Genomic DNA, 23,135 nt, shown 5'->3' with positions numbered 1-23,135 from the left:
CCTACCCCTCTGCTAACCGAATCCGAATCCTGTTACGCCCGCATTGCCCTTTCAAGTAAATCGAGAAACACCTGTTGCTCGGTATGGCTTAAACCGGACAGGAGGTGTACCAGTTGACCTAACCGTTCGTGTTCGAGATCGCGATGAAGCTGACGCCCAGACTCACTCAGCGAGAGCAGGATCACCCGGCTATCGTCGGGATGAGGGCGGCGTTCAAGCAACCCGCTTTGCAGCAAGCGACGTGTCAGGGCCGTCAGTGATGGCGGCTTGATATTCAACGCTTCAGCCAGTTCACGCATTGATAATTCCCGATCAGGGGCCAGCAAAGCGAGCAGTCGCAGGTGCGAGATCGATAACCCCCATTCATTGAGTTGATCGAACAGGGGGCTACGCGGCTGTCTCGCCCGCATGCAGTCGAGCAGGGTGAGCAAGCGTTGGGCGTTGGCGATAGTGATTTGATCCATGAACATCAACCGTTAGTTAGACGAACTAATAGTATGGTACCTGATAAATCATTGACTTGTCAAATGAAAAGAGATATTTCTCATTGGCTCATGTTCAAACTCGGTGCAGTAGAGTACACTCATACGTGCCCTTGCGTCGTAGTAAACCCCAATGATTGACCGGCTGCACCACTTCTGAACATGAGCCACCTGTTTTTACACACCCACATCCCGGCTATAATGAACACTGATGCAATCACTGCGGATCGGCTTTGATGCCCGTTATATCGGCGACCATTTTCCCGGTATTGGTCGCTATATCACTGCCCTGCTACCGGAGCTGAGTTCTCTCAGTCGCCAACACCATCTGTTTGTGCTGGTAAACGCCGATCAGGTACTTCCACCGCTAAACGGCACAAGTGTCGAGCAGATTATTGTGCGGAGTAAACCTTTTGCGCTCACCCAACAGCTTGAACTACCGCTGCTAGCGGCCCGCATACAGCTTGACGTACTCCATTCCCCTTATATCGTGAAGCCGTATCTCCTCCCCTGTCCTTCGGTTGTCACCATTTACGATGTCTTGCCTTTACGCTACCCGACCACACTTAGTTCACGCGGGCGGCGCTTCTACCGGCTGGCCTTGCGCCTCGCTGCCCGGAGTGCGCGCAGCCTGATCACTATTTCAACCGTTTCACGCGACGATCTTGCGTTTCATCTGCGCATTCCCCGCGAGCGGATTGTGGTCACACCGCTGGCTGCGGCGCCTTCGTTTACTCCCCAGCCAGTTGATGAGATCACCGATATGCGCTTGCGGTATGGGCTGCCCCGTCATTATGTGTTGTACGTTGGCTCAAACAAACCGCACAAGAACATTGACCGGCTGCTACGCGCCTGGGAGCGCGTCATCCCCGATCTGCCGGCGTCGCTAACCGACACAGTACTGGTCATTGCCGGTAAGTTCGATCCGCGCTATCCACTACCGGCAACGATTGCTAACGAGCGCGGTTTAAGCGAGCGGGTGAAGATTCTCCCTGGAGTGAGTGACGATGACCTGCCGGCCCTGTACAGCGGTGCCTTACTGTTTGTATTTCCGTCATCGTATGAAGGATTCGGCTTACCACCGCTAGAGGCCATGGCTTGCGGCACGCCAGTGGTCTGTGCGTATGCCGGCAGTTTACCGGAAGTCGTTGGTGAAGCAGCGCTCACCGTCGATCCGCACAATATGCACGAGATCGCCGAGGGTATCTTGCGCGTGTTACGTTCGCCCGATCTGGCCCGCTTTCTGCGCGAGCGCGGGCAGCGTCAGGCGGCGCGTTTTTCGTGGCGAGCCACGGCCCAGGCCACGCTGGATGTGTACGAACAGGTCGCGGCCAGATGACAGGCTCGAATGAAGGTAAGTCAGGATGGGATGATGTGTGCGAACAGAGCGCATCATACACTGATCGCACACGGTACCTTACCTTGCGACAACACAACGATGGGCTTGTAGCAAAGTCATTCCTGGCCCAAACCGCATCGGATCACGGTTCCGGCTGACTCAGCAGCGTGGCGCTAACCCACCCCTCAGTACCTGCACCGACTCGTTGTGGGACGCAGTCATCGGCAGTTGCGACAACCCGCAAGCGATACCAGCGATTGTTGTCACCGATGGTCTGTTCTTCCAGCAATTCAACGCGATCACCAACACAGACCTGACCGATAACGGTGTCGGCACTGACACGAGGAGCACTGCGAATATTGCCGCCATTGATGACTTGCGCCCGGCCAATGATCGGCGCTGGCGTGGGTGCAGGTGGCAGCGTAGCGGTGGGCGAAGGGGATGGGGGTTGCGTGGGAATAGCGCTCTGCGTCGCTGCCTGTTGCGCTGTTGCACGAGTTTCGCGGGTTTGCGTTGCAATCTGGGGCTGGCGGGCAATAATGAGGATTGTCTCGATTTGATCAAGCACAAACGGTGCCGATCCGATCAGTCCGAGTATCAGGATACCGGCGATCAGCGCAATCATCACGATACGCAGCGGCCCACGCCGCCGCCGCCGTCCTTCAAATAGCCGCTCCCAGTCACGTGGATCAGTTTTTGGTGGCACGGTTCTCCCTCTCTACAACCAGCGACACAGCACCGGCTGCCGTTCGCCAGTTGGCACAAAGCCAAACCAGCGGTAGAGCCGCTGGGCATGATGGTTGTATGCCTGTGTGTTGAGAGTGAGCAACCCGGCACCGGCTTCAGCCGCATAGGTCACGAATTCTGCCAGCAACCGCACGCCAATTCCACGGCCACGCAATGCCGGATCAACGGCAATTCGTACCAGGTGCATCAGTCGGCCACCAAAATGACTGGTTGCGTAACTGTAGCCCACAACCTCACCATCGATCTCGGCCATCACGAAAAACGAGCCGTCAGCGATAGCCGGTGCCAGAATATCTTCATTCTTGACCCATTGCGGCTCGAAACAGCGCGTATCGAGTCGCACCACTTCGGCTAGATCAACGGCATGGGCAGGGCGAACTTGCACATCAGGATTGCCGGTTGCCGGAATTTCCCAGCCCCGTTTTTCGTAGACAACCACATCAGTTTGATGGTAGTAATCGGCAGCTTCGAGGAGTGGACGCAACCACTGATCGGTTTGCTCATCGCCGGCATAGTAGATGTGGGTGATAGCCTGATCACGAGCGAGCTGTTCGAGGGCAGGAGCCAATACCTTCAACGCCTCTTTAGGCTGCACACGTTCACTGATTGCCAATGCCCGCAACCAAGAGACTCGATCTATCGGCTTGCTCAAGGTAGCCACGGCCAGCAGATCGTGATCGAGCTGAAGGACAACCGCCCGTCCCTCTTCGACAGCGGCATACAATTCATTCCCGTTCGTTGACAGAAAGCGGCGTCCGGCCTGCCGAAAGAGCAGGCTCACCGCTGTCACATCGGCTGGCTGGCCTGGACGAACCGTTGTCGCCTGGAGATCAACAGGTTTTCGAAATGGCCACATAGCTGTGTTACCATACGTACAGTGTCCGAGTGTGTATTGTACCAGAGAAGTCTTATGATTCGTCGCGTGCGTATCTATCTTGCCACCCAATGGCAACGATTTTTCGGTCTGAATATCTCACCCGTTAGCCCAATGCTCTTCGTTGGTGGTCAGTTTAGTGCTCAACAATGGCCTGCTATTTATCAGCTCGGTGTGCGAGCAGTGCTCTCGCTCCAGGCCGAACGGGCTGATCCCTTTCGCGAGCCGCTACCGGCGCGCAGTTTACGGTTACTGGTACCAGATTTCCATCCACCAACGATTGAACAGCTTGATGAAGGGGTGCATTTTATTACTCAGGCCATTAGCGATGGCTTACCGGTGTTTGTCCATTGCCACGCCGGGGTCGGCAGAGCACCATTGATGACGGCGGCATATCTGATGGCCTATCACGGCATCGGCTATCGAGCGGCGCTCACCACCTTGCGTATGGCACGTCCCATCATTCGGCCTAACCGTCGTCAACTCCGTCAACTTCAGGCATACGAGCAGATACTGACCGGTCGCCGACAATCCGGGCAGCTTATGCCGCCCGCTGATGATAGAGGCTACTGGCCGCCAGCTCCAGACACCCAGACACCGTGAAGAGATCAACAAAGGCCAGCAGGGAAAGGCGTGTCTGTGCGCAAATGTAGACCGGTCGCCAGAGGGGGGCAAATTTTGCTTTGAAGTGGTAGAGGCCATTAGTATCGTAGACGGCACCCATCTGCCGCCCGACTAGCGTCACCAGGCGTTCTAGCGGTCGGAGACGGTGATCGAGATGGTGGAATGGCACTTCATTGAGGCTCAAGAAGTGAAACCCTTCAGCCTGTAACGTCTGCCCAGCAGTTACAAAGAGCGCCTCCATCACACCGGCAGGAGCCTGCTTCCTGCGTAACATCAATTCGGTCACCGCAGTTGTCGCCGAGGGCTGCGTGAGCAGCAGCGCACCTTGCCAGATGCCCTCGGCGTCAACAAAAACAAACAGACGAGTCTCAGGCTCAAAGACAGTGCGAAACAGGTAACGCAGTTGCGGTCGCTGTCCGTAGTGCGCTTCACGCGCCAGCCGACGCAGATGAGCTACTGCCGATGGACTCCACGGGATCTCGACTACATACCCATGCCGACTCGCAGCACGAACCATCTTGCGCACTGAACGGCGTTGCAGACTGTGACCGCGCAGGTCGACCAGACCTTCAATCCCAACCCGGATACACTCCCAACCGGCTATCGCCAGTTGGTCGGCCAGACTGGCAGAACACCCACGCAACAGCAGCCGTGTGCCCGGTAGATACTCGCGCTGGAGATGGTCAAGTGTGTAGTCGGGCGGTAGCGTGGCATAGGCCAGCCAGGTAAAACCGGAGAATGGCAAGCGAATGGCCTGCCAGCGTGGTACCGGCAGGCAGGCCCGTGTCCAACTGAGTGGTAATTCATCAGCAAGCGTGGGGTCAAATGGCATAGGTATTCATAACCGGGTTAACGCCAACGATCAGATCGAATTCTGTTAGTAGTTTGCGCCCGGTTGTGATTCGCTGTCAAGGCATTGCTTGCAGGGCGGCTTCGATGCGGGCCACGACCATATCAATCGCAATCGGATTTCGCCCCCCACCGGGGAAGATCACATCCGCATACCGCTTGGTCGGTTCCACGAATTCCAGATGCATTGGCCGCACCGTCGCCAGATACTGCTCGATCACCGACTCGACCGAACGACCGCGCTCGACAATATCGCGACGCAACCGTCTGATAAAGCGCAGATCGGCGTCGGTATCAACAAACAACTTAATTTGCATCCGCCGCCGTAACACCGGTTCGTAGAAGATCAAAATCCCCTCGACCAGAATCACCGGGCGCGGTTCGATCCGTTCGGTTTGCGGTAGACGCACATAGGTTGCGTAGTCGTAGGTTGGCAAATCTACCGGTTGACCGGCACACAGCGCATCGAGATGGGCAACCAGCAGATCATTATCAAGCGCATCGGGATGATCGAAGTTGAACTTTGCCCGTTCTTCAAGGGGCAGATGGCTCAAATCTTTGTAGTAGCGGTCGTGGTCGATGTGGGCAATCCGATCAGCGCCGACTCGTTGCAAAATGGCCTGCGCGACGCTTGTCTTACCGCTGGCGCTGCCGCCGGCGACCCCGATAATGATTGGGTAGGTGCTCATACGACGTAGAACATCATTCAAACATAGAAGAAGGGGCGTTCCATCGGGCACGCCCCACGCCAGAACATCAAAAGGGGAGATATGCGATACCAGAAACCGGCAGTGTCTACCGCTCCCGCGATCGACATCATCCCGCATAGATTGATCATGTGTCAACCGTGATTATCATATTACACTGTTTGCGATTCTGATTTTGGCGGTTCACCCAGCAGCTTATTCGTCAGATATGTCGCCAGCCATGCTGCTGCCAGGCTCAGCACCAGGCTCAGCAATCCGTGGACTAACTTTCGCCGCAACTCTTCTTCCGTCATGCGATTATTCCCTCCGTCGCATCAAAATGGTCACAAAGTACAGCAACTGTGCAATAGCCTGTGCTGCGGCAGCAACATACGTCAACGCCGCTGCATTCAGCACCGCGTTCACACCTTCGGCCTCTTGCACAGTGACCAGACCGGCCCGTTGCAACATCTCACGGGCACGAGCGCTGGCATTAAACTCAACCGGCAGGGTAACCAGCGTAAAAGCTACCGCTGCACTGAACAGGATCACCCCAACAACGGCCAACTGGAAGCCAAAACCACGGCCTCCGGCAGCACCTAGCAACATCCCGATGAAGAAGAGCCAGGTACCAAGCTGAGAACCGATGTTGGCAAAACCAACAATCCCGGAACGAACCCGCAACCAGGCATATCCCTCTTTATCTTGTGCGGCGTGGCCCAATTCATGCGCGACAATGGCCATTGCCGCAACTGACGGCTGCAATGACCCTTGCGAAAGCCGGATGACTTTGCTGGAAGGATCGTAGTGATCGGTCAGCATACCGGGGATCGTCTCGACCCCGACATGATCCAGTCCTTCGTTACGCATCAATACCCGCGCCACATCAAATCCGTTCAGGCGGCGCATATTGGCGACTTGCGACCATTTATTAAAAGCCGACTGAACCTGAAACTGTGCCCAGATGGCAAAGAGCATCGCCGGCACGGCAAAGATCAGATAGGTTGGATCGAAGAAGAACGGCATAGACGACCTCCTCAGAGGAATGTAATTTGTCTCAATGCTACGCACAGTATACCACTCTTGAATGACAACCGGATGTTGGTAGAATGTTGGATTTTTGCAAAATCTGCCGCAAGGGAACGGGTAACATAACCCAAGTTGCTTTGTCATCACAGAGACATGGAGGACACAGAGGATGGGCATAACCCGCGTTGCTATCGTGAGTCGTGACGTAGCGCGTCTATGGAAACTGGCTACTATCCAAATCGTTCATACAGGTAGACTGCACGATGTTGTGCGCAGCGTCGTGCTGTCCATCCTGGCAATCAGCTTCACGTGACCTGCTCACAGCATAGGTGGCAACTTGGGTTAACATACCATTCTCATCGGGCTATGTCGTGTGGATGCAACACGAACATCTGTTGTCAGAGTGGGATCACGTTTTGGCGAGGATACTGTTACCAGAGAGGGTTACTTGTGGCGCATGGTTTGGCGTGCGGCAGCCACGCTGCCACGCCAACTGTGATCGCGATCAGCGCGGGGTGTAGTGATTACTCCTGCCGGCACGTAACCCGGATAGATGAGCGCGAGCTTCCAGCCCGACTCTACCGATACATCACGGACAACGCAACAAAACGTTGTACAGGGGCTGGGTTGATCAATGACGATTGCGAACTCCAGTGATGATTCATCGATTTAATGGTACTGCATACATCCGTGCAGCATCCTCTCTGCATACATGTACGAGATAACTTATCGCCCAGGCCATCAGCCTGGGCGACGTACACTGCAAAACCGGACGGATGACGAAAAAACAGCATAGTAATCAACTATACCCCAGTTTATCCTCGCCGGCCAGGATATGCCGAATCTGACCGGCCAGCGCCGTGGCGCGTTCGTTGAGCCACTGCCGTAGCGCCGGGCCGCTACGGGGGAGCAGCAGCGCAGCAGCGCTTGCGCCCCCGGCAAAGCCTAACAGGAGACCAAAGAGAAACCGCCTTCCGCTCATCGGGTGAGGAATAAGTTCGTTGATTACTGCATCTAGTTCGTCCATAGCCTGCTCATCCTACGGATAAATACCGCGGGTCGTGACAGCGTCGGCCACGCGCTGCACGGCCAGCATATACGATGCCGTGCGCAGATCGACCTGTCGCTCGGCTGAGACACGCAAGACCTGTTGCAACGCATTGGTCATCACCCGGCGCAATTGCGTGTTGACTTCCCGCTCGCTCCAGAAAAATTCTTGCAAACCCTGCACCCACTCGAAGTAGCTCACGGTGACACCACCGGCATTGGCGAGAATGTCTGGAATGACCAGGCATCCCCGATCATATAGGATCGCATCAGCAGCTTTGGTAGTGGGACCATTGGCCGCTTCAGCAACGATCTGTGCTTTGATCCGACTGGCGTTTTGGGCTGTGATCACACCACTTAACGCCGCCGGCACCAACACATCACATTCGGCTTCCAGCAATTCTTCGTTGGTCAGCGAGTCGGCATTGACGGCACCAACCACACTGCCGGTATGCGCTTTGTGGGCCAGGACAGCCTCAATATCCAGCCCGTGCGGATTGTAGACCCCACCACGGCTGTCACTGAGGGCAATAACCTTCATTCCCAATGCGACTGCCTCACGGGCTACTGTTGAGCCAACATTGCCACACCCCTGAATCGCCAGCCGGATGTCCGAGATATTCAGACCAAGATGGTGGGCCGCAGCCGTCAACACGTAGGTCAAGCCACGACCGGTAGCCTCGCGCCGCCCTTCTGAGCCGCCAATATTGATCGGCTTCCCGGTCACGACCGCCGGTACGGTATGGCCCTGGTGCATCGAGATTGTATCCATAATCCACGCCATCACCTGAGGGTTGGTACCGACATCGGGCGCCGGAATGTCGCGCTCAGGGCCGATCACAACACTAATCTCGGTGGCGAAGCGGCGGGTCAGGCGTTCAATTTCACCGGTTGAAAGCTGTTTGGGATCAACGATCACTGCACCTTTCGCACCGCCGTATGGCAAACCGGCCAGCGCACACTTCCAGGTCATCAACATTGCCAGGGCGCGGGTCTCGTCAAGCGTGACATTGGGGTGGTAGCGAATGCCACCTTTCGTTGGGCCACGGGCCAGATTGTGCTGGACACGAAAGCCTTGAAAGACCTCGATCCGTCCACTATCTCGCTTCACCGGGAAATTGACGGTCAATTCGCGCTGCGGCACTCGTAAAATACCGCGCAGACGGGCTGGAAGGTTAAGCAGTTCAGCCGCCTGATCAAAATGTTGCTGCACAATGTTCAGCAGATCAACGCTCTCAGAAGGCGCGGCGGCAGATCGTTCAATATCTGTCATCACCATGACCTTTACCCCTCAACGATGAGTAGAATCGGCCAACGCTGGCCGGTCGCGACAACGTCGGCGCGACAGCTCCTATTGTACCACGGTGCCATAGCTGATACGTTATAATTTTTATTCATCTTGTGGAATAAATTCGTTCACATTACTGACTGAATGCACAAAAGCGGCGATCAGGCGCACTGCGCATTCCACATCGTGCAATGCGATCATCTCGTTCGGCGAATGCATATAGCGATTGGGGATCGAGATGACGGCACTGGCAATACCTCCTCGCACATGATGGATCGCGTCGGCATCAGTACCGGTGTACCGTGGCGAAATTTGCACACTGTACGGGATCGATTCGCGCTCGGCCAGCTCAACCAGCCGTCGAAAAACCCGACCACTGTTGGCTGAACCGCGTGACAACACCGGGCCACCACCCAGTTTGACTACATTCCACTGACGCTGATCCGAGTCTGGGTGGTCAGTGGCAAAGGTCACATCCACGACAATCGCAATCTGCGGATCAAAACTGAACGCCGCTGTCGTTGCCCCGCCAAAGGTGATCTCTTCCTGGGTTGTGGCTACTGCCGCCACGTGAGCGTTGGGCCGATTCTGGCTGAGTAAACGCAAGGCTTCCAGGACGGTAAAGGCGCCGATCCGGTTGTCGATAGAGCGACTAACAATGCGGCCCCCTGGTAGCTCATAGACCGGTGCGTCAATGACGCCAACATCGCCGACCTGAACCAGTTCACTGGCTTCGCTCTTGCTCGTCGCCCCAATATCAATCCACATCTGTTCGATTTTCGTGACCTGATTGCGCTCGTCGGGCTTCATCAGGTGAATCGGCTTCTTCCCGATCACCCCTATCACGTCACCGTTCTTGCCCAACAAGCGCACGCGCTGACCGACCAGAACCTGCGCATCCCAGCCACCAATCGGGCTGAAGAACAGAAAGCCCTGATCGTCGATATGGCTGATCATCAAGCCAATCTCATCGATATGACCGGCCAGCAGAATCCGCGGACCACTGCCTTCCAACACGGCAAAGCTGTTGCCCAACACATCACTGTAGACCTGATCGGCAAACGTGCGTGCTTCAGCCCGCCATACCCGTGCTGCCTGATCCTCGTCACCCGAAGGGCCGGGCGTAGCGAGCAGCCGCTTCAGAAAAGAGATTTGGGTAAGTTCCATACGTCCTTCTCGCAGATAAAACAGAGTTGCCTGCCCCTGCCTCTAGTATAACGCACCATTGTGTTATTGGTTTTTGATCCACAATCTGCGAATACATTCCCGTACTTTGCGTTCAAAATCAGTAAAATGCTTGACGCTATCTCAGCGCAACCGGTATAATGAGCATTGATATGTTATCAAACACAACTATTGTCAACGTGATGAATACATCAGAATTTGCCGATCTCGTTGCGAACGTTCTCAAGAGCCTGCCACCGGCCTTTGCCCGCCACCTGGACACTGTAGAGATCGTGGTTGCCCCACGTCCCAGTCGTGAACAGCGACTGGCACTCGGCTTACGCCCATGGCAGACCATCTACGGTCTCTACGAAGGAACGCCGCTGACTGAACAACATAGCGATGGTATCTTCCTGCCGGCAACCATCACCATCTTCCAGGAACCTCTTGAACGCGATTTTCGCACCAGATCAGCCCTACGCGAACAGGTACGGCGCACGGTATTGCATGAAATAGCTCATCACTTTGGCATCAGCGACGAACGTCTACGCGAGCTAGGTGCTTACTAGCCTAGACGTAATAGCAGGAGAGTGAGGCGAGCGTGCGAGCTGGCACGATTATTACCGGAAGCATCTACATCAGCGCATTAGTCATTGCCGGTGTGCTGCTATGGCAGACCTTGCAGATGTCGAGGACGTTGATCACGTTCTCGGCTACCGCTCCTTCACCGACGATTGCCCCCGAACCAACCACGACTGCAGCTCCCCTGCTGGTTTTGCCAACGCCGATTCCCCCAACCCCAGTACCGACCGCGGCCCCTCCCGAACCGGACATGGCTGGCTACCACCCAAAGAGCGGGCGTTATATCGCTGTCTGGTTACCGCCCAATTTTACTGGTGATGCCCGTGAGTCGTTCTTCGCGAATGTTGACATTATCGACGACATCAGTCCATTCTGGTACACCACCGATGCCAGTGGCCGTCTTTACGGACAACGTGATGACGAATTGGTGCGGATAGCGCACGAGAACAATGTGCGGATTATCCCCTCCATTCATAATGTCAATAATCCCGGTGCGGTGGTTCCGGTGCTGACCAATCCCCAGCTGCGAGCGCGGCATATTCAGAATATTGTGGATGAGGTGTTGGCCCGTGGGTACGATGGCATTGATATCGATTATGAGTCACTGGCACCGTCACTACGCGATGACTATACCGCGTTTATCGTTGATCTGGCTGCTGCACTGCATACCCACAACAAGCTGCTGACGGTAGCCGTCCATGCCAAGGATCGGGACGACGGCGGTTTAGGGGCATTCCAGGATTGGGCAGCCATCGGGCCGCACGTCGATCAGTTACGGATTATGACCTACGATTATCATTGGCGCGGTTCCGGCCCTGGCCCGGTGGCACCGGCCTACTGGATCGAAGCGGTCGCCAGTTATGCCCGTGAGGTCGTTGATCCGGCGAAAGTATTGATCGGCGTTCACTTCTACGGCTACGATTGGCCGCCGAACGGCAATGCCACCGCTCGTCCGTGGCGTGTGATTGAAGAGATTATCAACGAGTACCAGCCAACGGTCAGTTTTATCGAACGTAATGCCCGTGGTCGAGTGGGTGAGAGCACCTTTACCTATCGCACCAGTGCCGGTACCCGCACCGTCTGGTTTATGACCGATACCGGTCTGGCCGATAAGATTGCAACTGTACAGAAGCTCGATCTGGCCGGCATTGCCATCTGGCAATTGGGCTATGAACGTCCCGAATATTGGCAGACAGTACGGGCCAATCTTGTACAAGACTCGACCCTGATCCAGCGCGCACTCAATGCATTACTCCCTGATCATTGAGCGCAGGCATTGCATAAGTGTTCTGATCAGACTATACTTGTGTGATTGAGACCAATTTCTGCGTTTACCTGGTGTAGACGACAATCTCGTTGCCCAGGGTAACAGATATGTTACAGTAAACTACAACATATCACTGCGGGCAGCGCTATATAACGAGATCGCAATGACAACCACTGTCAATGAATCTGGTGTTCGGGCCAATCCGGCTGAAGCGCGTGAATTAGTCGAACGCGGGATCGCCGCCGCCCGCGGTGGTCAGCGCCGTGTTGCGGCGGGATTGCTGGCGCGCGCTCTAAAGCTCGATCCCCGCGACGAGCGGGCATGGTTGTGGTTGAGCGGTGTCGTTGATGATCCTGCCCAACGCGCATTCTGCTTACAGGCCGTGTTGCGTATTAATCCGCAAAACCCTCACGCTCGCCGCGGCCTGGCCTACCTCGAACGGCAAGGGAAGGTCGCTGCTCGTCCAATCGCCGACCTGAGCGTGCCGACGGCTACACCGGAAGCAACGATTGAAGCACCTGCGACGCCGGCATCATCGCCGGCGAAAGATACAGCGCACCGCGACTGGTGGTTGCACTGGCGCTGGCAGCATCGCGAAACATCACGGGTACGGCTTGTGCTTTGGATTTTGCCAATTGTGTTGCTATCAGTAGCAGTCTTCCTGCATCAAAGTGTGAGTATTGCCCGCGAGCAAGCACTGGCAGCACTGGCTGCCGAACAAGAACCGGCTTTTACTGTGGAGACACCATCAGTTGTAGCTTTTGCTACCCCTACGCCTATCCCGGCACTCGAAGCAGAGCCACTGGCAGTGGTTGAGAGTTTGACCGTCTCTTACCTCAGTGCAGTTGAGTCGATACGTGCCGATCTGCGAACAGCGACGATGACGTATCGTCAGGAGACCAGCCAGCCCGGTGGCGCCTCGATTAACCACGTCGCCGCCACACAACGGTTGCGATCAACGGTTGCGCAAGCATTGGCCAATTTGGGGGAGCTACGGGTACCGGGTGTCTTACTGCCGGCACACGAAGACTACCGCCGTGGCCTTGAGCTGGAACTGACCGGGCTGGATGCGATTCTTGAGTTTTACAGCACCTATGATGTCTCTCACGCCAATCGCGCTGCCCTTCGTTTTCAAGAGGCGCGAGCGTTCATCGAACGAGCACAAGCCGGCTTCCAGAGCCAGCTTCAACTCTTAGGCGAAGAGAGTTTGATAAGCGCGTACACCATTCGGTAGACAAACCCCCGACCTGCCATGGATGGGTCGTGGTCGGGTCGATGTAGATAGAGCAAATATCACTGCATTCCACCTGTCTCCTGCACGATCTGTACCTCCAGATAGCCGAAGGCAATACTGTTGGCTTCCTAAAGCCTGTTATGGACGTTTAGGTTCTACCCCGCTGGTCCACACTCCCAGCGGGGGCGGGTCAGGGTGGGGGCGTGTCTCATATCAAATCTGGTGTCGCAGCATTCATCGCACACTCTAAGCTGCTATCACGCGCCCCTACCACCGGTACTACCCGGTGACGGAGATGGCGCGGTAGCAACGGCACCCGGAGCGAAACCAACGTCCCGCACCCTCAACTGACGTTATGTTAATCCATACTATGACAAAAGACCAATACCATCTATTCGCATCAACCCTATTTTTCGGCTATACTATTCATGATTAGCTGATGATTTGCTCGCCGTCGATGGGGACGGAACGTAAGCGTGAGAAAGCATACGCCTGCGTTGGTGCGTCCTGCTACGGCGAACCGTGGCGGGACTTTCGTTTTCAGGATATCCGTTTAGAGAAAGGGAGCGCCGATGACCCTCTCAATCAATGAAATCAGCACCGATCCAGGATTTGGGCACGATCTACCACCGCACACGCTACGCGATATGCTGCGGTACATGATGCTGGCGCGAGCACTCGACGAGCGTATGTGGGTGCTCAATCGGGCCGGAAAAGCGCCCTTCGTGATTAGTTGTCAGGGCCACGAGGCTGCCCAGGTTGGCGCCGCGTTTGCCTTAATGCGTGGTAAAGACTTCATTCTGCCCTACTATCGCGGGCTGGCAACCGTTCTCGTGATGGGCATGACACCGACGGAAGTGATGCTCGGTCTGTTCGCCCGGGCCACCGATCCCAGTTCAGGCGGACGACAGATGCCGGCCCACTACGGCTGTCGGCGCCTGAAGATCGTTACCCAGTCATCGCCGGTCGGCACCCAGATACCGCATGCGGCAGGGATCGGTCTGGCCGAGAAGATTAAAGGCGGTGACGCGGTAGTATGGGTATCCTTCGGTGAGGGCACCACCAGCCAGGGTGATTTTCACGAAGGAGTCAATCTGGCAGCCGTCCACCGGCTGCCGGTCATTTTCCAATGCGAAAATAATGAATACGCGATCAGTGTTCACCAACGCCAGCAAATGGCTATTGGCAGCGTTGCCGAACGGGCTGCGGCCTACGGCATTCCCGGTATTAGCGTTGATGGAACCGATGTCCTCGCCGTCTATGAAGTGACTCGACGCGCAGTTGAACGGGCACGCCGCGGTGATGGCCCTACATTGATCGAAGCACGAGTCGTGCGCATGACGGCCCACTCCAGTGACGATAACGACCGCACCTACCGCCCACCGCACGAGATTGCCCTAGTTCGTCATCAAGACCCAATTGTGCGCTTTGTGGCCCAATTGCGTGAGCACGGTGTCTTGAGTGAGGCTGAAGAACAAGAGATGCGTGCAGAGGTGAAAGCAATCGTTGATCGCGCCACCGAAGAGGCCGAGCGAGCACCGATGCCAGAACCGGAAACCCTCTACGACCACGTCTACGCACCGTTGCGCCAGCGTCGCTGATTTGCGGGGAGGATAGTATGCCTGAGATGAACTTGCTTGAAGCTATTCGCCAGGGCCTCGATGAAGCCATGGCTGCCGATTCACGGGTATTCATTTTCGGTGAAGATGTGGGCAAACGCGGCGGTGTCTTCCGTGTCACCGAAGGGTTGTACGACAAGTATGGCCCCATGCGCGTCATTGACTCGCCGCTGGCCGAGAGTGTCATTGTGGGCGCCTGTATCGGCGCTGCAATGAACGATACACTGCCCATCGCCGAGATCCAGTTTGCCGATTTTATTGCCCCGGCCTTTAATCAGATCGTGCAGGAAGCCGCCCGTATTTACTATCGCTCCAATGGCGACTGGGAAGTACCGCTGGTGATTCGGGTACCTTACGGCGGTGGTATTCACGGAGCACTCTACCATAGCCAAAGCGTGGAAGCCTTCTTCGCTCACGTGCCCGGCCTGAAGGTCGTGACACCGGCTACCCCTTACGATGCAAAAGGACTGCTGAAGAGCGCGATTGAAGACCCCAATCCGGTACTCTTCCTCGAACACAAGAAGACCTACCGGCTGATTAAGGGGTTTGTGCCCGAAGAGGATTATCGAGTACCAATTGGCCCCGCTGACATCAAACGTCCCGGTGAAGACATATCGGTCTTTGCCTATGGCTTGATGCTGCACTACTGCCTCGAAGCAGCGCAAACCCTGGCGGCAGAAGGGGTAAGTGTAGAGGTCGTCGATCTACGCACCCTGCGGCCACTCGATACCGAAACGATCCTCGCCAGTGTCCGCCGTACCGGCAAGGTCTTGATCGTCCACGAGGATAATCTGTTTGGCGGTTTTGGTGGTGAAGTAGCAGCCATTATTGCCGAACACGCTTTTGAGTATCTCGACGGGCCGATTGTGCGTATCGGTGGCCCTGATGTGCCGGCGATGCCCTTTGCTCATTCGCTGGAAACGGCGTTTATGCCCTCTCCTGCCTCGATTGCGGCAGCAATGCGGCGGCTGGCAGCCTACTAATGACCGTCACTAGTCCTGTGGCTGATTACAGTGTAGACACATTCGTTTGTGAGTTAAGCAGCAGGTGAGCTTCATGATCGATATCAAAATGCCTCAGCTCGGCGAGAGTGTCACCGAGGGTACGGTCGGGCGCTGGCTAAAGCAGCCCGGCGATCCGGTTGCTAAGTACGAACCACTGCTCGAAGTGGTAACAGACAAAGTTGACACCGAAGTGCCGGCTCCTGAAGCCGGCGTGCTCCACGAGATTCTGGTACCGGAGGGGGAGACGGTGCGGGTCGGGACAGTCATCGCTCGCCTAGCCCCGGCAGGCGCAACAGTACCTGCAACACCGGCTTCGGCACCAGCAGCAACAACTATAGCTGCAACGGCTTCAGCTTCCACCTCCGTGACGGCTACCGTAGCTCCACCGGTAGCAGATGGGCGTAACACCTATCTTTCGCCGGTGGTTGCCCGCTTACTGTCCGAGCACAACCTCGATCCCGGCCAGATTCGCGGTACCGGTCAGGGTGGCCGTATCACCAAGCAGGATGTGTTGCGCTTCCTGGACGAACGACAGCAACAACCATCGACACCGGTGGCGGCACCGGTCACCCCCACGCCCGTCTCGCCCCCGTCGGCCCCGGCACCAACCCCGGCACCAACCCCGACACCGGCCCCGGCACCGGCTCCGGTACCAGCCGCGGCCCCCGCACCGGCAACGTTCGATATTCCTGCGGACGCGGAACTGGTGCCACTCACCCCGATGCGACGCAGTATTGCCGAACATATGGTACGTTCGGTGCGTACCTCGCCGCACGTGACCACGGTGATGGAAGTCGATCTAAGTCGCGTCATTGCCCATCGTGCCGCCCACCAGGAAGCGTTCAGTCGTCAGGGCGTGCGTCTGACCATGACCCCCTATTTTGTGATGGCGGCAGTTGCCGGTCTCCAGGCAGTGCCGGTGTTCAACGGCAGTTTCACCGACCAGGGTATCATCCTGCATCGGCGGATCAACATCGGCGTAGCAGTAGCGCTGCAGGAAGGTTTGCTGGTGCCGGTGATCCCTGACGCCGACGAGAAGAATCTGCTCGGTCTGGCTCGCGCCGTCAACGACCTCGCCGAGCGCACTCGTTCCAAACGACTGCGCCCGGAAGAGACCCAGGGTGGCACATTCACCATCACCAATCACGGCGTGACCGGTAGCCTCTTCGCCACACCAATCATCAATCAGCCCCAGGCCGGCATCCTCGGCATCGGTGCAATTGTCAAACGTCCGGTCGTGGTTACGCAAAATGGGCTTGATGCAATCGCGATTCGTCCGCTCTGCTACCTCTCATTCACCTTCGATCACCGGATTGCCGATGGCGCGACCGCCGATCAGTTCCTGGCAACGGTGAAAAAACGCCTTGAAGAGTGGGAAGGATAACATATCACGAACGCGCTTGAACCTACCAGTACCGGTTCAAGCGCGTTTCTTGCAACATAGACTACACAACCCTCACCGGAAAAGCCTGCCGCCATGCGTTCAGTTATGTTCAGCACACCACCGTGCGCTCATCCCGGCGAGAGTTCAGGGATGAACAGAGCGTATGACCTGACACAACGTCTACTTCATTAGGATGTCCCGATCCAGATTGCTGCGCTCCCCTCTCCCGCGCAGCGCGGGAGAGGGGTCGGGGGTGAGGGCATTCAGGTAGGGGCGGGTTCTGAACCCGCCCCTACCACCCCTCGGACGGCGGTGGAATACGGTACCGAGAACGACAGTTCGCCGTACACACAGTGGTATCACGCGCCGGCGAAGATACAGTTTGCCCGGTCGCGTCATTTGGAGTGCGGCAGCGTGGCTGCCGCAGCAGCAGCGCTCATGATCAGGTTGGGATGGCGACGGTTTCCCTTTCCGGTACGTGACTCTACTGACGGGAAGGCATGAACTCACCATCGCCAGGATCGCTCTACCGCATACCCACCTGTAGTAACACCCCAGAGTGTGCTGGTAGTGGGTGAATGTCCACCCTGTTACAATCTCTTCTCACCACATCATCATCACCATGTACTGCACGTATTAGCATGTGCGCAGTATAATACCCTTGTTGCCCGGACACGGAAGGAGTAAACCTATGGATCATAGTGAGCGCCCAATCAGTCGGTTCCCCTATCCTGAGCGGCTCGATGACTTGCCGGTTGACATTCGTGAACGTATCGCAAAGGTAGCCGAAAAGAGCGGTTTTATCCCTAACGTCTTCCTGGCCCTGGCACAACGCCCCGACGAATTTCGCGCCTTTTTTGCGTACCACGATGCGCTGATGGAGCGCCCCTCGAATCTGAGCAAGGCCGAGAAAGAGATGATTGTCGTCGCTACCTCGGCGGCCAATGATTGTCTATACTGTGTGATTGCCCACGGCGCCATTCTGCGTATTCGCAGCAAAAATCCAAGGCTGGCCGATCAGATCGCAACGAACTACCGACGCGCTGAGATCACGCCCCGTCAGCGCGCCATCCTCGATTATGCGCTAAAGGTGGCCCTGGACTCGGCACGCATAAGTGAAGACGACTGGCAACCGCTGATGGAACACGGCCTGACCCTCGACGACATCTGGGAGATCGGCGCGATAGCGGCGTTCTTCGCTATGAGTAACCGGCTGGCCAATATGAGTGCGCTGCGACCTAACGACGAGTTCTATACGATGGGCCGGTAAGGAATACAATACTTTCCGGGCCACACCCCGGTAGAGATGGATTATTATGCACCCGGCAACGATCATTCGTTATCCTCTGCTCGGCCTGATCATAAGTTTTCTTGTGTTTAGTGGCGGCTGCACCTGGGTACCAGCAGCAACATCCACACCAACCGCTCAACCAAGTGCCGCCACTGCTACACCAGCTCGCCAGTCCGCACCAGAACCTTCCCGGCCAACGGCAGTGCCGATGATTGGCCTTGCCAACCCTGCGGCGAGCTACTGCATTGAACAGGGTGGGCAGGTAGAGATACAAACCACTGCTGATGGCGCACAACTGGGCGTATGTGTGTTCAATGACGGAACGGTTTGCGAGGAGTGGGCCTTTCTGCGCGGTGAATGCGCACCGGGCCAGCAGTACTACATCGACTCAAATGCCATCAGCGATACAACGACTCTCGATCCGGTTGTGCACGAGCTGTTTGCTCTGGTGAAGGCCGAACTACCACCGGAGGCATTTGATTCGTTTGCCGCCCAACCGTTGCCTTCCGCTCCAGATCGGCAATTGTGGGCTGTATACAGCACTGGCATGCGCAACTTCGCTCTCGATCCGCCACTACCACATTTTATTGCAGTGTACGCCTACACCGGCGAACGCTGGCAACTTCTTAGTCAGCAGAATCTGGTATCGGCATCAGACGAGGACGAATCCTCGCTCGAACCAGATTTTATTGGGGCTGTTCGCCAGGTCAATATCAGCCCGGATCGCATCTGGTTGCAGGTCGAAGGGGGAGTGGGGGCGCACAGCGGTAGTTATCACCTGTTCAGTTTTGCCGATGATACCCTGCGCCTGGAGCTTGCCGCCTATGCATCGAGTCCTGGGGTGGGTTCCATCACAGACCTGGACGGCGATGGGATTGCCGAGGTTGTTCTTGATCGGTCGGAGCGCTACATCTTCTGTTATGCCTGTGGCGTCTACTATCCTTTTTATCAGGTCTACGCATGGGAAAACAGCTCCATGGTTGAACGCACGATGAGCGATCTGGTGCCCCAATATCAAACCGCGCCGTTTGCCGAACAGAACCGCCAGGCCGTCGCATTTGCGCAGGCTGATTTATGGGCAGAGGCTTTAACAGCGATCAACGCGGCAGTCGCCGCTGCCGGCAATACCGATCCGCCAACGACCGGCGGATCGCTCCGCTGGAATCAGCGCCTGATCCAGAAGATGCACGACGCTCATCTGGAGGCGATTGCTAACAGCGCCTTCCCCTTGCTGAACCGCGTGTTTTACGGCGATTATACCGGTGTCATTGATCAGATGCGACAAACCGCACCGGCTGAGATTTTTAGTCCTGAATCACCGCTCATCGTGGGGACGGTAGCAGAGGGCTGGGAAACTGTGTTGGGTGAGCATTTGATCTCGGCAACTGAACGAGTACTGGCAATCCAACCGGATCGCGCAGAGGTTTTCTTCGTCCAGGCATGGGGCAGATTTTTGGTTGATGCTACTGATCCAGCGATTGCAACAGATCTCGACCGCGCTGCGCAGTTGCAGCCCGATACGCCGTTGTTTGTCGAGAGTGCAACCTGGTGGAAGAATCGGTAGCGGCGACCACGTCAGTCTACGGGACATCGTAGCTGGAGTCATGAGCCTGCGAAAATCTCTGATTCATAGTTCGTTTGTTCTACCAAAGAGTGGTATACTAAAAGATAGGTCAGCGTCGTCGTGCAGGGACGACGCTCTTGTTTCGTCTGTATAACAGCGGAGACAGTCGTGGCCAGGACGACAATCGTAATCAAGGGTGCCCGCGAGCACAACCTCAAAGGGATTGATGTTGAAATTCCGCGTGACCAGCTGGTGGTATTGACGGGTGTCAGTGGATCGGGAAAAAGCTCGCTGGCGTTTGATACGCTCTACGCCGAAGGTCAACGACGCTATGTCGAGAGTTTATCGGCCTACGCACGCCAGTTCCTCGGTCAGATGGAAAAACCGCAGGTCGATCTGATCGAAGGCTTGTCACCGGCAATCGCCATCGAACAGAAGAGCGCCAGTAAGAACCCGCGCTCAACCGTCGGCACTGTTACCGAAATTTACGATTACCTGCGCCTGCTCTTCGCCCGCATTGGTCATCAGTACTGTCATCGTTGTGGTCAACCCGTCGCTGCACAATCGGCTCAACAGATGGTTGATCGGGTGCTCTTACTCCCACCGGGCACCCGCTTTATGGTGTTGGCCCCCGTTGTCTCGCAACGCAAAGGTGAGTACAAAGATATTTTCGCCGAAGCGAAGGCGGAAGGCTTTGTGCGGGTGCGAGTAGACGGTGAAATCTGCTCGCTCGACGAAGAGATCAAGCTCAACAAGAAAGTCAAACACTCGATAGAGGTTGTCATTGACCGTCTGGCCCTGCCGGCAGCACGTGACAATGGTGATCGGGAAGGCTTTATCACCCGCCTGACCGACAGCATCGAAACCGCATTGCGGGTAGGCGAAGGGAAAGTCATTATCAGCCTGGCCGACGAACCTGCCGATCCTGCTCAACCCCGCGAATGGATGATGAGCGAAAGCAATACCTGTCCGTCGTGTGGTATCTCCTTCCCGGAACTGACCCCGCAGATGTTTTCGTTCAACTCGCCGCAAGGCGCCTGCCCGACCTGTAGCGGCCTGGGCGCACGGCTGGAGGTCGATCCGGCGCTGCTGGTGCCCAACGACGCGCTCTCGATTCACGATGGCGCAGTTACCTATTGGGGCGAAATGCGCAAGAAGCAGGACACCTGGGCGTATAAGGCGTTACAGGCGATTGCTGCACACTATCGGATCGACCTCGACGCTCCATGGCATTCGTTGACCCAGCGTCAACGCGATGCCATCATCTACGGAAGTGGTCAGGAGCGCATCCGGTTTTCGTGGACGAATGAGCATGGTTCCCGCGGCGAGTATTATCGCACCTGGGAAGGTCTGGCGAGCGAAATCCGGCGGCGTTATATGCAGAGCGGCTCAGACACCATGCGTGAATATTACACGCAGTATATGAGTGAACAGCCCTGCCCGGATTGTCAGGGTGCCCGGCTCCGCCCGGAGAGTCTGGCTGTGCGTGTGGTTGGCCGCTCAATTCGCGACGTGACCCGAATGAATATCGCGCAAGCCCTCGATTGGGCGCGTGAGTTGCCCAATCACCTCAACGAGACCGAGCAGGCAATCGTCGGCGATGTGCTGAAAGAGATTCGCGAACGACTCGGTTTCCTGCACAATGTGGGCCTCCACTACCTGACCCTCGACCGGGCCGCGCCAACCCTCTCCGGCGGGGAAGCGCAACGGATTCGGCTGGCCTCACAGATCGGTTCCGGGCTGGTTGGCGTGATGTATATTCTCGATGAGCCGAGTATCGGTCTGCATCAACGCGATAATCGCAAACTCCTCGACTCACTGTTGCGCTTACGCGATCTGGGTAACACCCTGATCGTCGTCGAACACGACCTGGAAACGATGCAGGCCGCCGACTGGATCATTGACTTTGGCCCCGGAGCCGGCGTGAAAGGCGGGCAGATCGTTACTGCCGGTACTCCTGATCAGGTTGCCCAACATCCAACCTCGCTCACCGGGCAGTACCTCTCCGGTCGACTGACAATTCACATCCCAACCAGCCGTCGTTCGGCGACGAAGGGATGGTTGACGCTGGAAGGAGCAACCCTCAACAACCTGCGCGATGTTACGGTTAGTTTTCCGCTCGGTTGCTTCGTCGCCGTTACCGGTGTCTCCGGTTCGGGCAAATCATCCCTCATTACCGAAACACTTTACCCGGCCCTGGCCAATCGTCTCAACCGTGCCCAGCTCAAACCCGGCCCCTTCCGTAATCTGTACGGACTTGAGCAGCTCGACAAGGTCATCAACATCGACCAGCAGCCGATTGGGCGCACACCACGTTCAAATCCGGCAACCTATGTGAAGCTGTTCGATCTTTTGCGCGAGTTGTTTGCTGAAACGCCCGAAGCCAAACTGCGCGGTTACGGGCCGGGACGCTTTAGCTTCAACCTTAAAGGTGGACGCTGCGAAGCCTGTGAGGGGAACGGTGAAATCAAGATTGACATGCAATTCCTGGCCGATGTCTGGGTACGCTGCGCCGAGTGCAAGGGCAAACGCTACAACCGCGAGACGTTGCAGGTGAAGTACAAAGGCAAGACCATCGCCGACGTGCTCGATATGGATGTGCAGACGGCGCTAGAGTTTTTCGCCAACGTGCCACGGGTACGCCGGATTCTGCAAACCCTGCACGATGTTGGCCTCGACTACATCAAACTCGGTCAACCGGCGACCACTCTCTCTGGCGGTGAAGCCCAGCGCGTCAAGCTGGCGAAGGAACTGGCGCGCGTGGCAACCGGTCGCACCATCTACATTCTCGATGAACCAACCACCGGTTTGCACTTTGCCGATATTCAGAACCTGCTGCGGGTATTGCACCGTCTGGTCGATGCTGGCAACACAGTTGTCGTGATCGAACACAACCTCGACGTGATCAAGACGGCGGATTATGTGATTGATATGGGGCCGGAAGGGGGCGACGGCGGCGGTGAAGTGGTCGCCCTGGGCACCCCAGAAGAGGTTGCCCGCCATCCCACGTCGCATACCGGACGGTTTCTCCGCGACATTCTTGATCTGGCAACGGTGGTTG

At 56.5% G+C, this 23,135-nt stretch carries 21 protein-coding genes; 11 read left to right on the top strand and 10 right to left on the bottom strand.

Features of this window, described 5'->3' with window-relative positions; translation table 11 throughout:
• Positions 1–32: 32 nt before the first annotated feature.
• Complete coding sequence (locus VAE57_RS14425; protein ID WP_322822567.1) at positions 33–464, bottom strand: MarR family transcriptional regulator; 432 nt, start codon at positions 462–464, stop codon at positions 33–35.
• A gap of 229 nt (positions 465–693) precedes the next feature.
• Between VAE57_RS14425 and VAE57_RS14420 the strand changes: the two genes are divergently transcribed.
• Complete coding sequence (locus tag VAE57_RS14420) at positions 694–1,821, top strand: glycosyltransferase family 1 protein (RefSeq protein WP_322822566.1); 1,128 nt, start codon at positions 694–696, stop codon at positions 1,819–1,821.
• Between the two features lie 142 nt (positions 1,822–1,963).
• Here VAE57_RS14420 and VAE57_RS14415 read toward each other — a convergent pair whose 3' ends face one another.
• Positions 1,964–2,527 (bottom strand): SH3 domain-containing protein, encoded by a 564-nt coding sequence (locus VAE57_RS14415; protein ID WP_322822565.1) that lies wholly within the window; start codon positions 2,525–2,527, stop codon positions 1,964–1,966.
• A 12-nt stretch (positions 2,528–2,539) separates the two neighbouring features.
• Positions 2,540–3,424 (bottom strand): GNAT family N-acetyltransferase, encoded by an 885-nt coding sequence (locus VAE57_RS14410; RefSeq protein ID WP_322822564.1) that lies wholly within the window; start codon positions 3,422–3,424, stop codon positions 2,540–2,542.
• A gap of 54 nt (positions 3,425–3,478) precedes the next feature.
• Here VAE57_RS14410 and VAE57_RS14405 point away from each other — a divergent pair, with 54 nt between their 5' ends.
• On the top strand, positions 3,479–4,045 hold the full coding sequence (locus VAE57_RS14405) for a dual specificity protein phosphatase (RefSeq protein WP_322822563.1): 567 nt from the start codon (positions 3,479–3,481) through the stop codon (positions 4,043–4,045).
• On the opposite strand, the gene VAE57_RS14400 is transcribed toward VAE57_RS14405, so the two are convergent.
• The 7 genes from VAE57_RS14400 to VAE57_RS14370 form a co-directional block, all read right to left on the bottom strand.
• A complete protein-coding gene (locus tag VAE57_RS14400) occupies positions 3,984–4,898 on the bottom strand; it encodes a DUF2156 domain-containing protein (RefSeq protein ID WP_322822562.1) in 915 nt (304 codons plus the stop codon). The two genes, VAE57_RS14405 and VAE57_RS14400, sit on opposite strands and share 62 nt — an antisense overlap.
• Before the next feature lie 76 nt (positions 4,899–4,974).
• Positions 4,975–5,604: a uridine kinase gene (udk, locus tag VAE57_RS14395; RefSeq protein WP_322822561.1), complete on the bottom strand. Its 630-nt coding sequence runs from the start codon at positions 5,602–5,604 to the stop codon at positions 4,975–4,977.
• 170 nt (positions 5,605–5,774) lie between these two features.
• The gene (locus VAE57_RS14390) at positions 5,775–5,915 is read right to left on the bottom strand and encodes a hypothetical protein (RefSeq protein WP_012257572.1); all 141 of its coding nucleotides are present in this window, start codon (positions 5,913–5,915) and stop codon (positions 5,775–5,777) included.
• Positions 5,916–5,919: 4 nt separating this feature from the next.
• Positions 5,920–6,627 (bottom strand): zinc metallopeptidase, encoded by a 708-nt coding sequence (locus VAE57_RS14385; RefSeq protein ID WP_322822560.1) that lies wholly within the window; start codon positions 6,625–6,627, stop codon positions 5,920–5,922.
• A gap of 802 nt (positions 6,628–7,429) precedes the next feature.
• The gene (locus VAE57_RS14380) at positions 7,430–7,657 is read right to left on the bottom strand and encodes a YtxH domain-containing protein (RefSeq protein ID WP_322822559.1); all 228 of its coding nucleotides are present in this window, start codon (positions 7,655–7,657) and stop codon (positions 7,430–7,432) included.
• A 12-nt stretch (positions 7,658–7,669) separates the two neighbouring features.
• A complete protein-coding gene (locus VAE57_RS14375) occupies positions 7,670–8,956 on the bottom strand; it encodes a Glu/Leu/Phe/Val dehydrogenase (protein ID WP_322822558.1) in 1,287 nt (428 codons plus the stop codon).
• 111 nt (positions 8,957–9,067) lie between these two features.
• A complete protein-coding gene (locus VAE57_RS14370; protein ID WP_322822557.1) occupies positions 9,068–10,132 on the bottom strand; it encodes a M42 family metallopeptidase in 1,065 nt (354 codons plus the stop codon).
• Between the two features lie 170 nt (positions 10,133–10,302).
• On the opposite strand from VAE57_RS14370, the gene VAE57_RS14365 reads away from it, so the two are divergent.
• From VAE57_RS14365 to uvrA, 9 genes are all read left to right on the top strand, one after another.
• On the top strand, positions 10,303–10,698 hold the full coding sequence (locus VAE57_RS14365) for a metallopeptidase family protein (RefSeq protein ID WP_322822556.1): 396 nt from the start codon (positions 10,303–10,305) through the stop codon (positions 10,696–10,698).
• A 32-nt stretch (positions 10,699–10,730) separates the two neighbouring features.
• Positions 10,731–11,978 carry a glycosyl hydrolase family 18 protein gene (locus VAE57_RS14360; RefSeq protein ID WP_322822555.1) on the top strand — a complete coding sequence of 416 codons (1,248 nt, stop codon included), beginning with the start codon at positions 10,731–10,733 and terminating at the stop codon, positions 11,976–11,978.
• A 163-nt stretch (positions 11,979–12,141) separates the two neighbouring features.
• Positions 12,142–13,212: a hypothetical protein gene (locus VAE57_RS14355; RefSeq protein WP_322822554.1), complete on the top strand. Its 1,071-nt coding sequence runs from the start codon at positions 12,142–12,144 to the stop codon at positions 13,210–13,212.
• 572 nt (positions 13,213–13,784) lie between these two features.
• Positions 13,785–14,813, top strand: a complete 1,029-nt coding sequence (locus VAE57_RS14350) for a thiamine pyrophosphate-dependent dehydrogenase E1 component subunit alpha (protein WP_322822553.1) — start codon at positions 13,785–13,787, stop codon at positions 14,811–14,813.
• Positions 14,814–14,830: 17 nt separating this feature from the next.
• Positions 14,831–15,814 carry an alpha-ketoacid dehydrogenase subunit beta gene (locus VAE57_RS14345; protein ID WP_322822552.1) on the top strand — a complete coding sequence of 328 codons (984 nt, stop codon included), beginning with the start codon at positions 14,831–14,833 and terminating at the stop codon, positions 15,812–15,814.
• A gap of 73 nt (positions 15,815–15,887) precedes the next feature.
• Entirely contained in the window at positions 15,888–17,219 is a 1,332-nt protein-coding gene (locus VAE57_RS14340) for a dihydrolipoamide acetyltransferase family protein (protein WP_322822551.1), read from the top strand.
• A gap of 691 nt (positions 17,220–17,910) precedes the next feature.
• Complete coding sequence (locus VAE57_RS14335) at positions 17,911–18,489, top strand: peroxidase-related enzyme (protein WP_322822550.1); 579 nt, start codon at positions 17,911–17,913, stop codon at positions 18,487–18,489.
• Positions 18,490–18,535: 46 nt separating this feature from the next.
• The gene (locus tag VAE57_RS14330) at positions 18,536–20,074 is read left to right on the top strand and encodes a DUF333 domain-containing protein (RefSeq protein WP_322822549.1); all 1,539 of its coding nucleotides are present in this window, start codon (positions 18,536–18,538) and stop codon (positions 20,072–20,074) included.
• A 168-nt stretch (positions 20,075–20,242) separates the two neighbouring features.
• Positions 20,243–23,135 (top strand): excinuclease ABC subunit UvrA (gene uvrA, locus VAE57_RS14325; RefSeq protein ID WP_322822548.1); only part of this gene is annotated, 2,893 nt, incomplete at its 3' end.

It is taken from the genome of Chloroflexus sp., assembly GCF_034434295.1.
Lineage (GTDB): Bacteria > Chloroflexota > Chloroflexia > Chloroflexales > Chloroflexaceae > Chloroflexus.
Note: the sequence above shows the minus strand (reverse complement) of the source record. Positions and strands in the feature narration are given on the sequence as shown.

What these genes read in the sequence shown, in the direction of transcription:
- VAE57_RS14335 (WP_322822550.1), top strand. Translation starts at nt 17,911, where the DNA reads ATGGATCATAGTGAGCGCCCAATCAGTCGGTTCCCCTATCCTGAGCGG.
- VAE57_RS14390 (WP_012257572.1), bottom strand. Translation starts at nt 5,915, where the DNA reads ATGACGGAAGAAGAGTTGCGGCGAAAGTTAGTCCACGGATTGCTGAGC.
- VAE57_RS14375 (WP_322822558.1), bottom strand. Translation starts at nt 8,956, where the DNA reads ATGGTGATGACAGATATTGAACGATCTGCCGCCGCGCCTTCTGAGAGC.
- udk (WP_322822561.1), bottom strand. Translation starts at nt 5,604, where the DNA reads ATGAGCACCTACCCAATCATTATCGGGGTCGCCGGCGGCAGCGCCAGC.
- VAE57_RS14355 (WP_322822554.1), top strand. Translation starts at nt 12,142, where the DNA reads ATGACAACCACTGTCAATGAATCTGGTGTTCGGGCCAATCCGGCTGAA.
- VAE57_RS14365 (WP_322822556.1), top strand. Translation starts at nt 10,303, where the DNA reads ATGTTATCAAACACAACTATTGTCAACGTGATGAATACATCAGAATTT.
- VAE57_RS14385 (WP_322822560.1), bottom strand. Translation starts at nt 6,627, where the DNA reads ATGCCGTTCTTCTTCGATCCAACCTATCTGATCTTTGCCGTGCCGGCG.
- VAE57_RS14405 (WP_322822563.1), top strand. Translation starts at nt 3,479, where the DNA reads ATGATTCGTCGCGTGCGTATCTATCTTGCCACCCAATGGCAACGATTT.
- VAE57_RS14400 (WP_322822562.1), bottom strand. Translation starts at nt 4,898, where the DNA reads ATGCCATTTGACCCCACGCTTGCTGATGAATTACCACTCAGTTGGACA.
- VAE57_RS14425 (WP_322822567.1), bottom strand. Translation starts at nt 464, where the DNA reads ATGGATCAAATCACTATCGCCAACGCCCAACGCTTGCTCACCCTGCTC.
- VAE57_RS14370 (WP_322822557.1), bottom strand. Translation starts at nt 10,132, where the DNA reads ATGGAACTTACCCAAATCTCTTTTCTGAAGCGGCTGCTCGCTACGCCC.
- VAE57_RS14380 (WP_322822559.1), bottom strand. Translation starts at nt 7,657, where the DNA reads ATGGACGAACTAGATGCAGTAATCAACGAACTTATTCCTCACCCGATG.
- VAE57_RS14340 (WP_322822551.1), top strand. Translation starts at nt 15,888, where the DNA reads ATGATCGATATCAAAATGCCTCAGCTCGGCGAGAGTGTCACCGAGGGT.
- VAE57_RS14410 (WP_322822564.1), bottom strand. Translation starts at nt 3,424, where the DNA reads ATGTGGCCATTTCGAAAACCTGTTGATCTCCAGGCGACAACGGTTCGT.
- VAE57_RS14330 (WP_322822549.1), top strand. Translation starts at nt 18,536, where the DNA reads ATGCACCCGGCAACGATCATTCGTTATCCTCTGCTCGGCCTGATCATA.
- VAE57_RS14345 (WP_322822552.1), top strand. Translation starts at nt 14,831, where the DNA reads ATGCCTGAGATGAACTTGCTTGAAGCTATTCGCCAGGGCCTCGATGAA.
- VAE57_RS14350 (WP_322822553.1), top strand. Translation starts at nt 13,785, where the DNA reads ATGACCCTCTCAATCAATGAAATCAGCACCGATCCAGGATTTGGGCAC.
- VAE57_RS14420 (WP_322822566.1), top strand. Translation starts at nt 694, where the DNA reads ATGCAATCACTGCGGATCGGCTTTGATGCCCGTTATATCGGCGACCAT.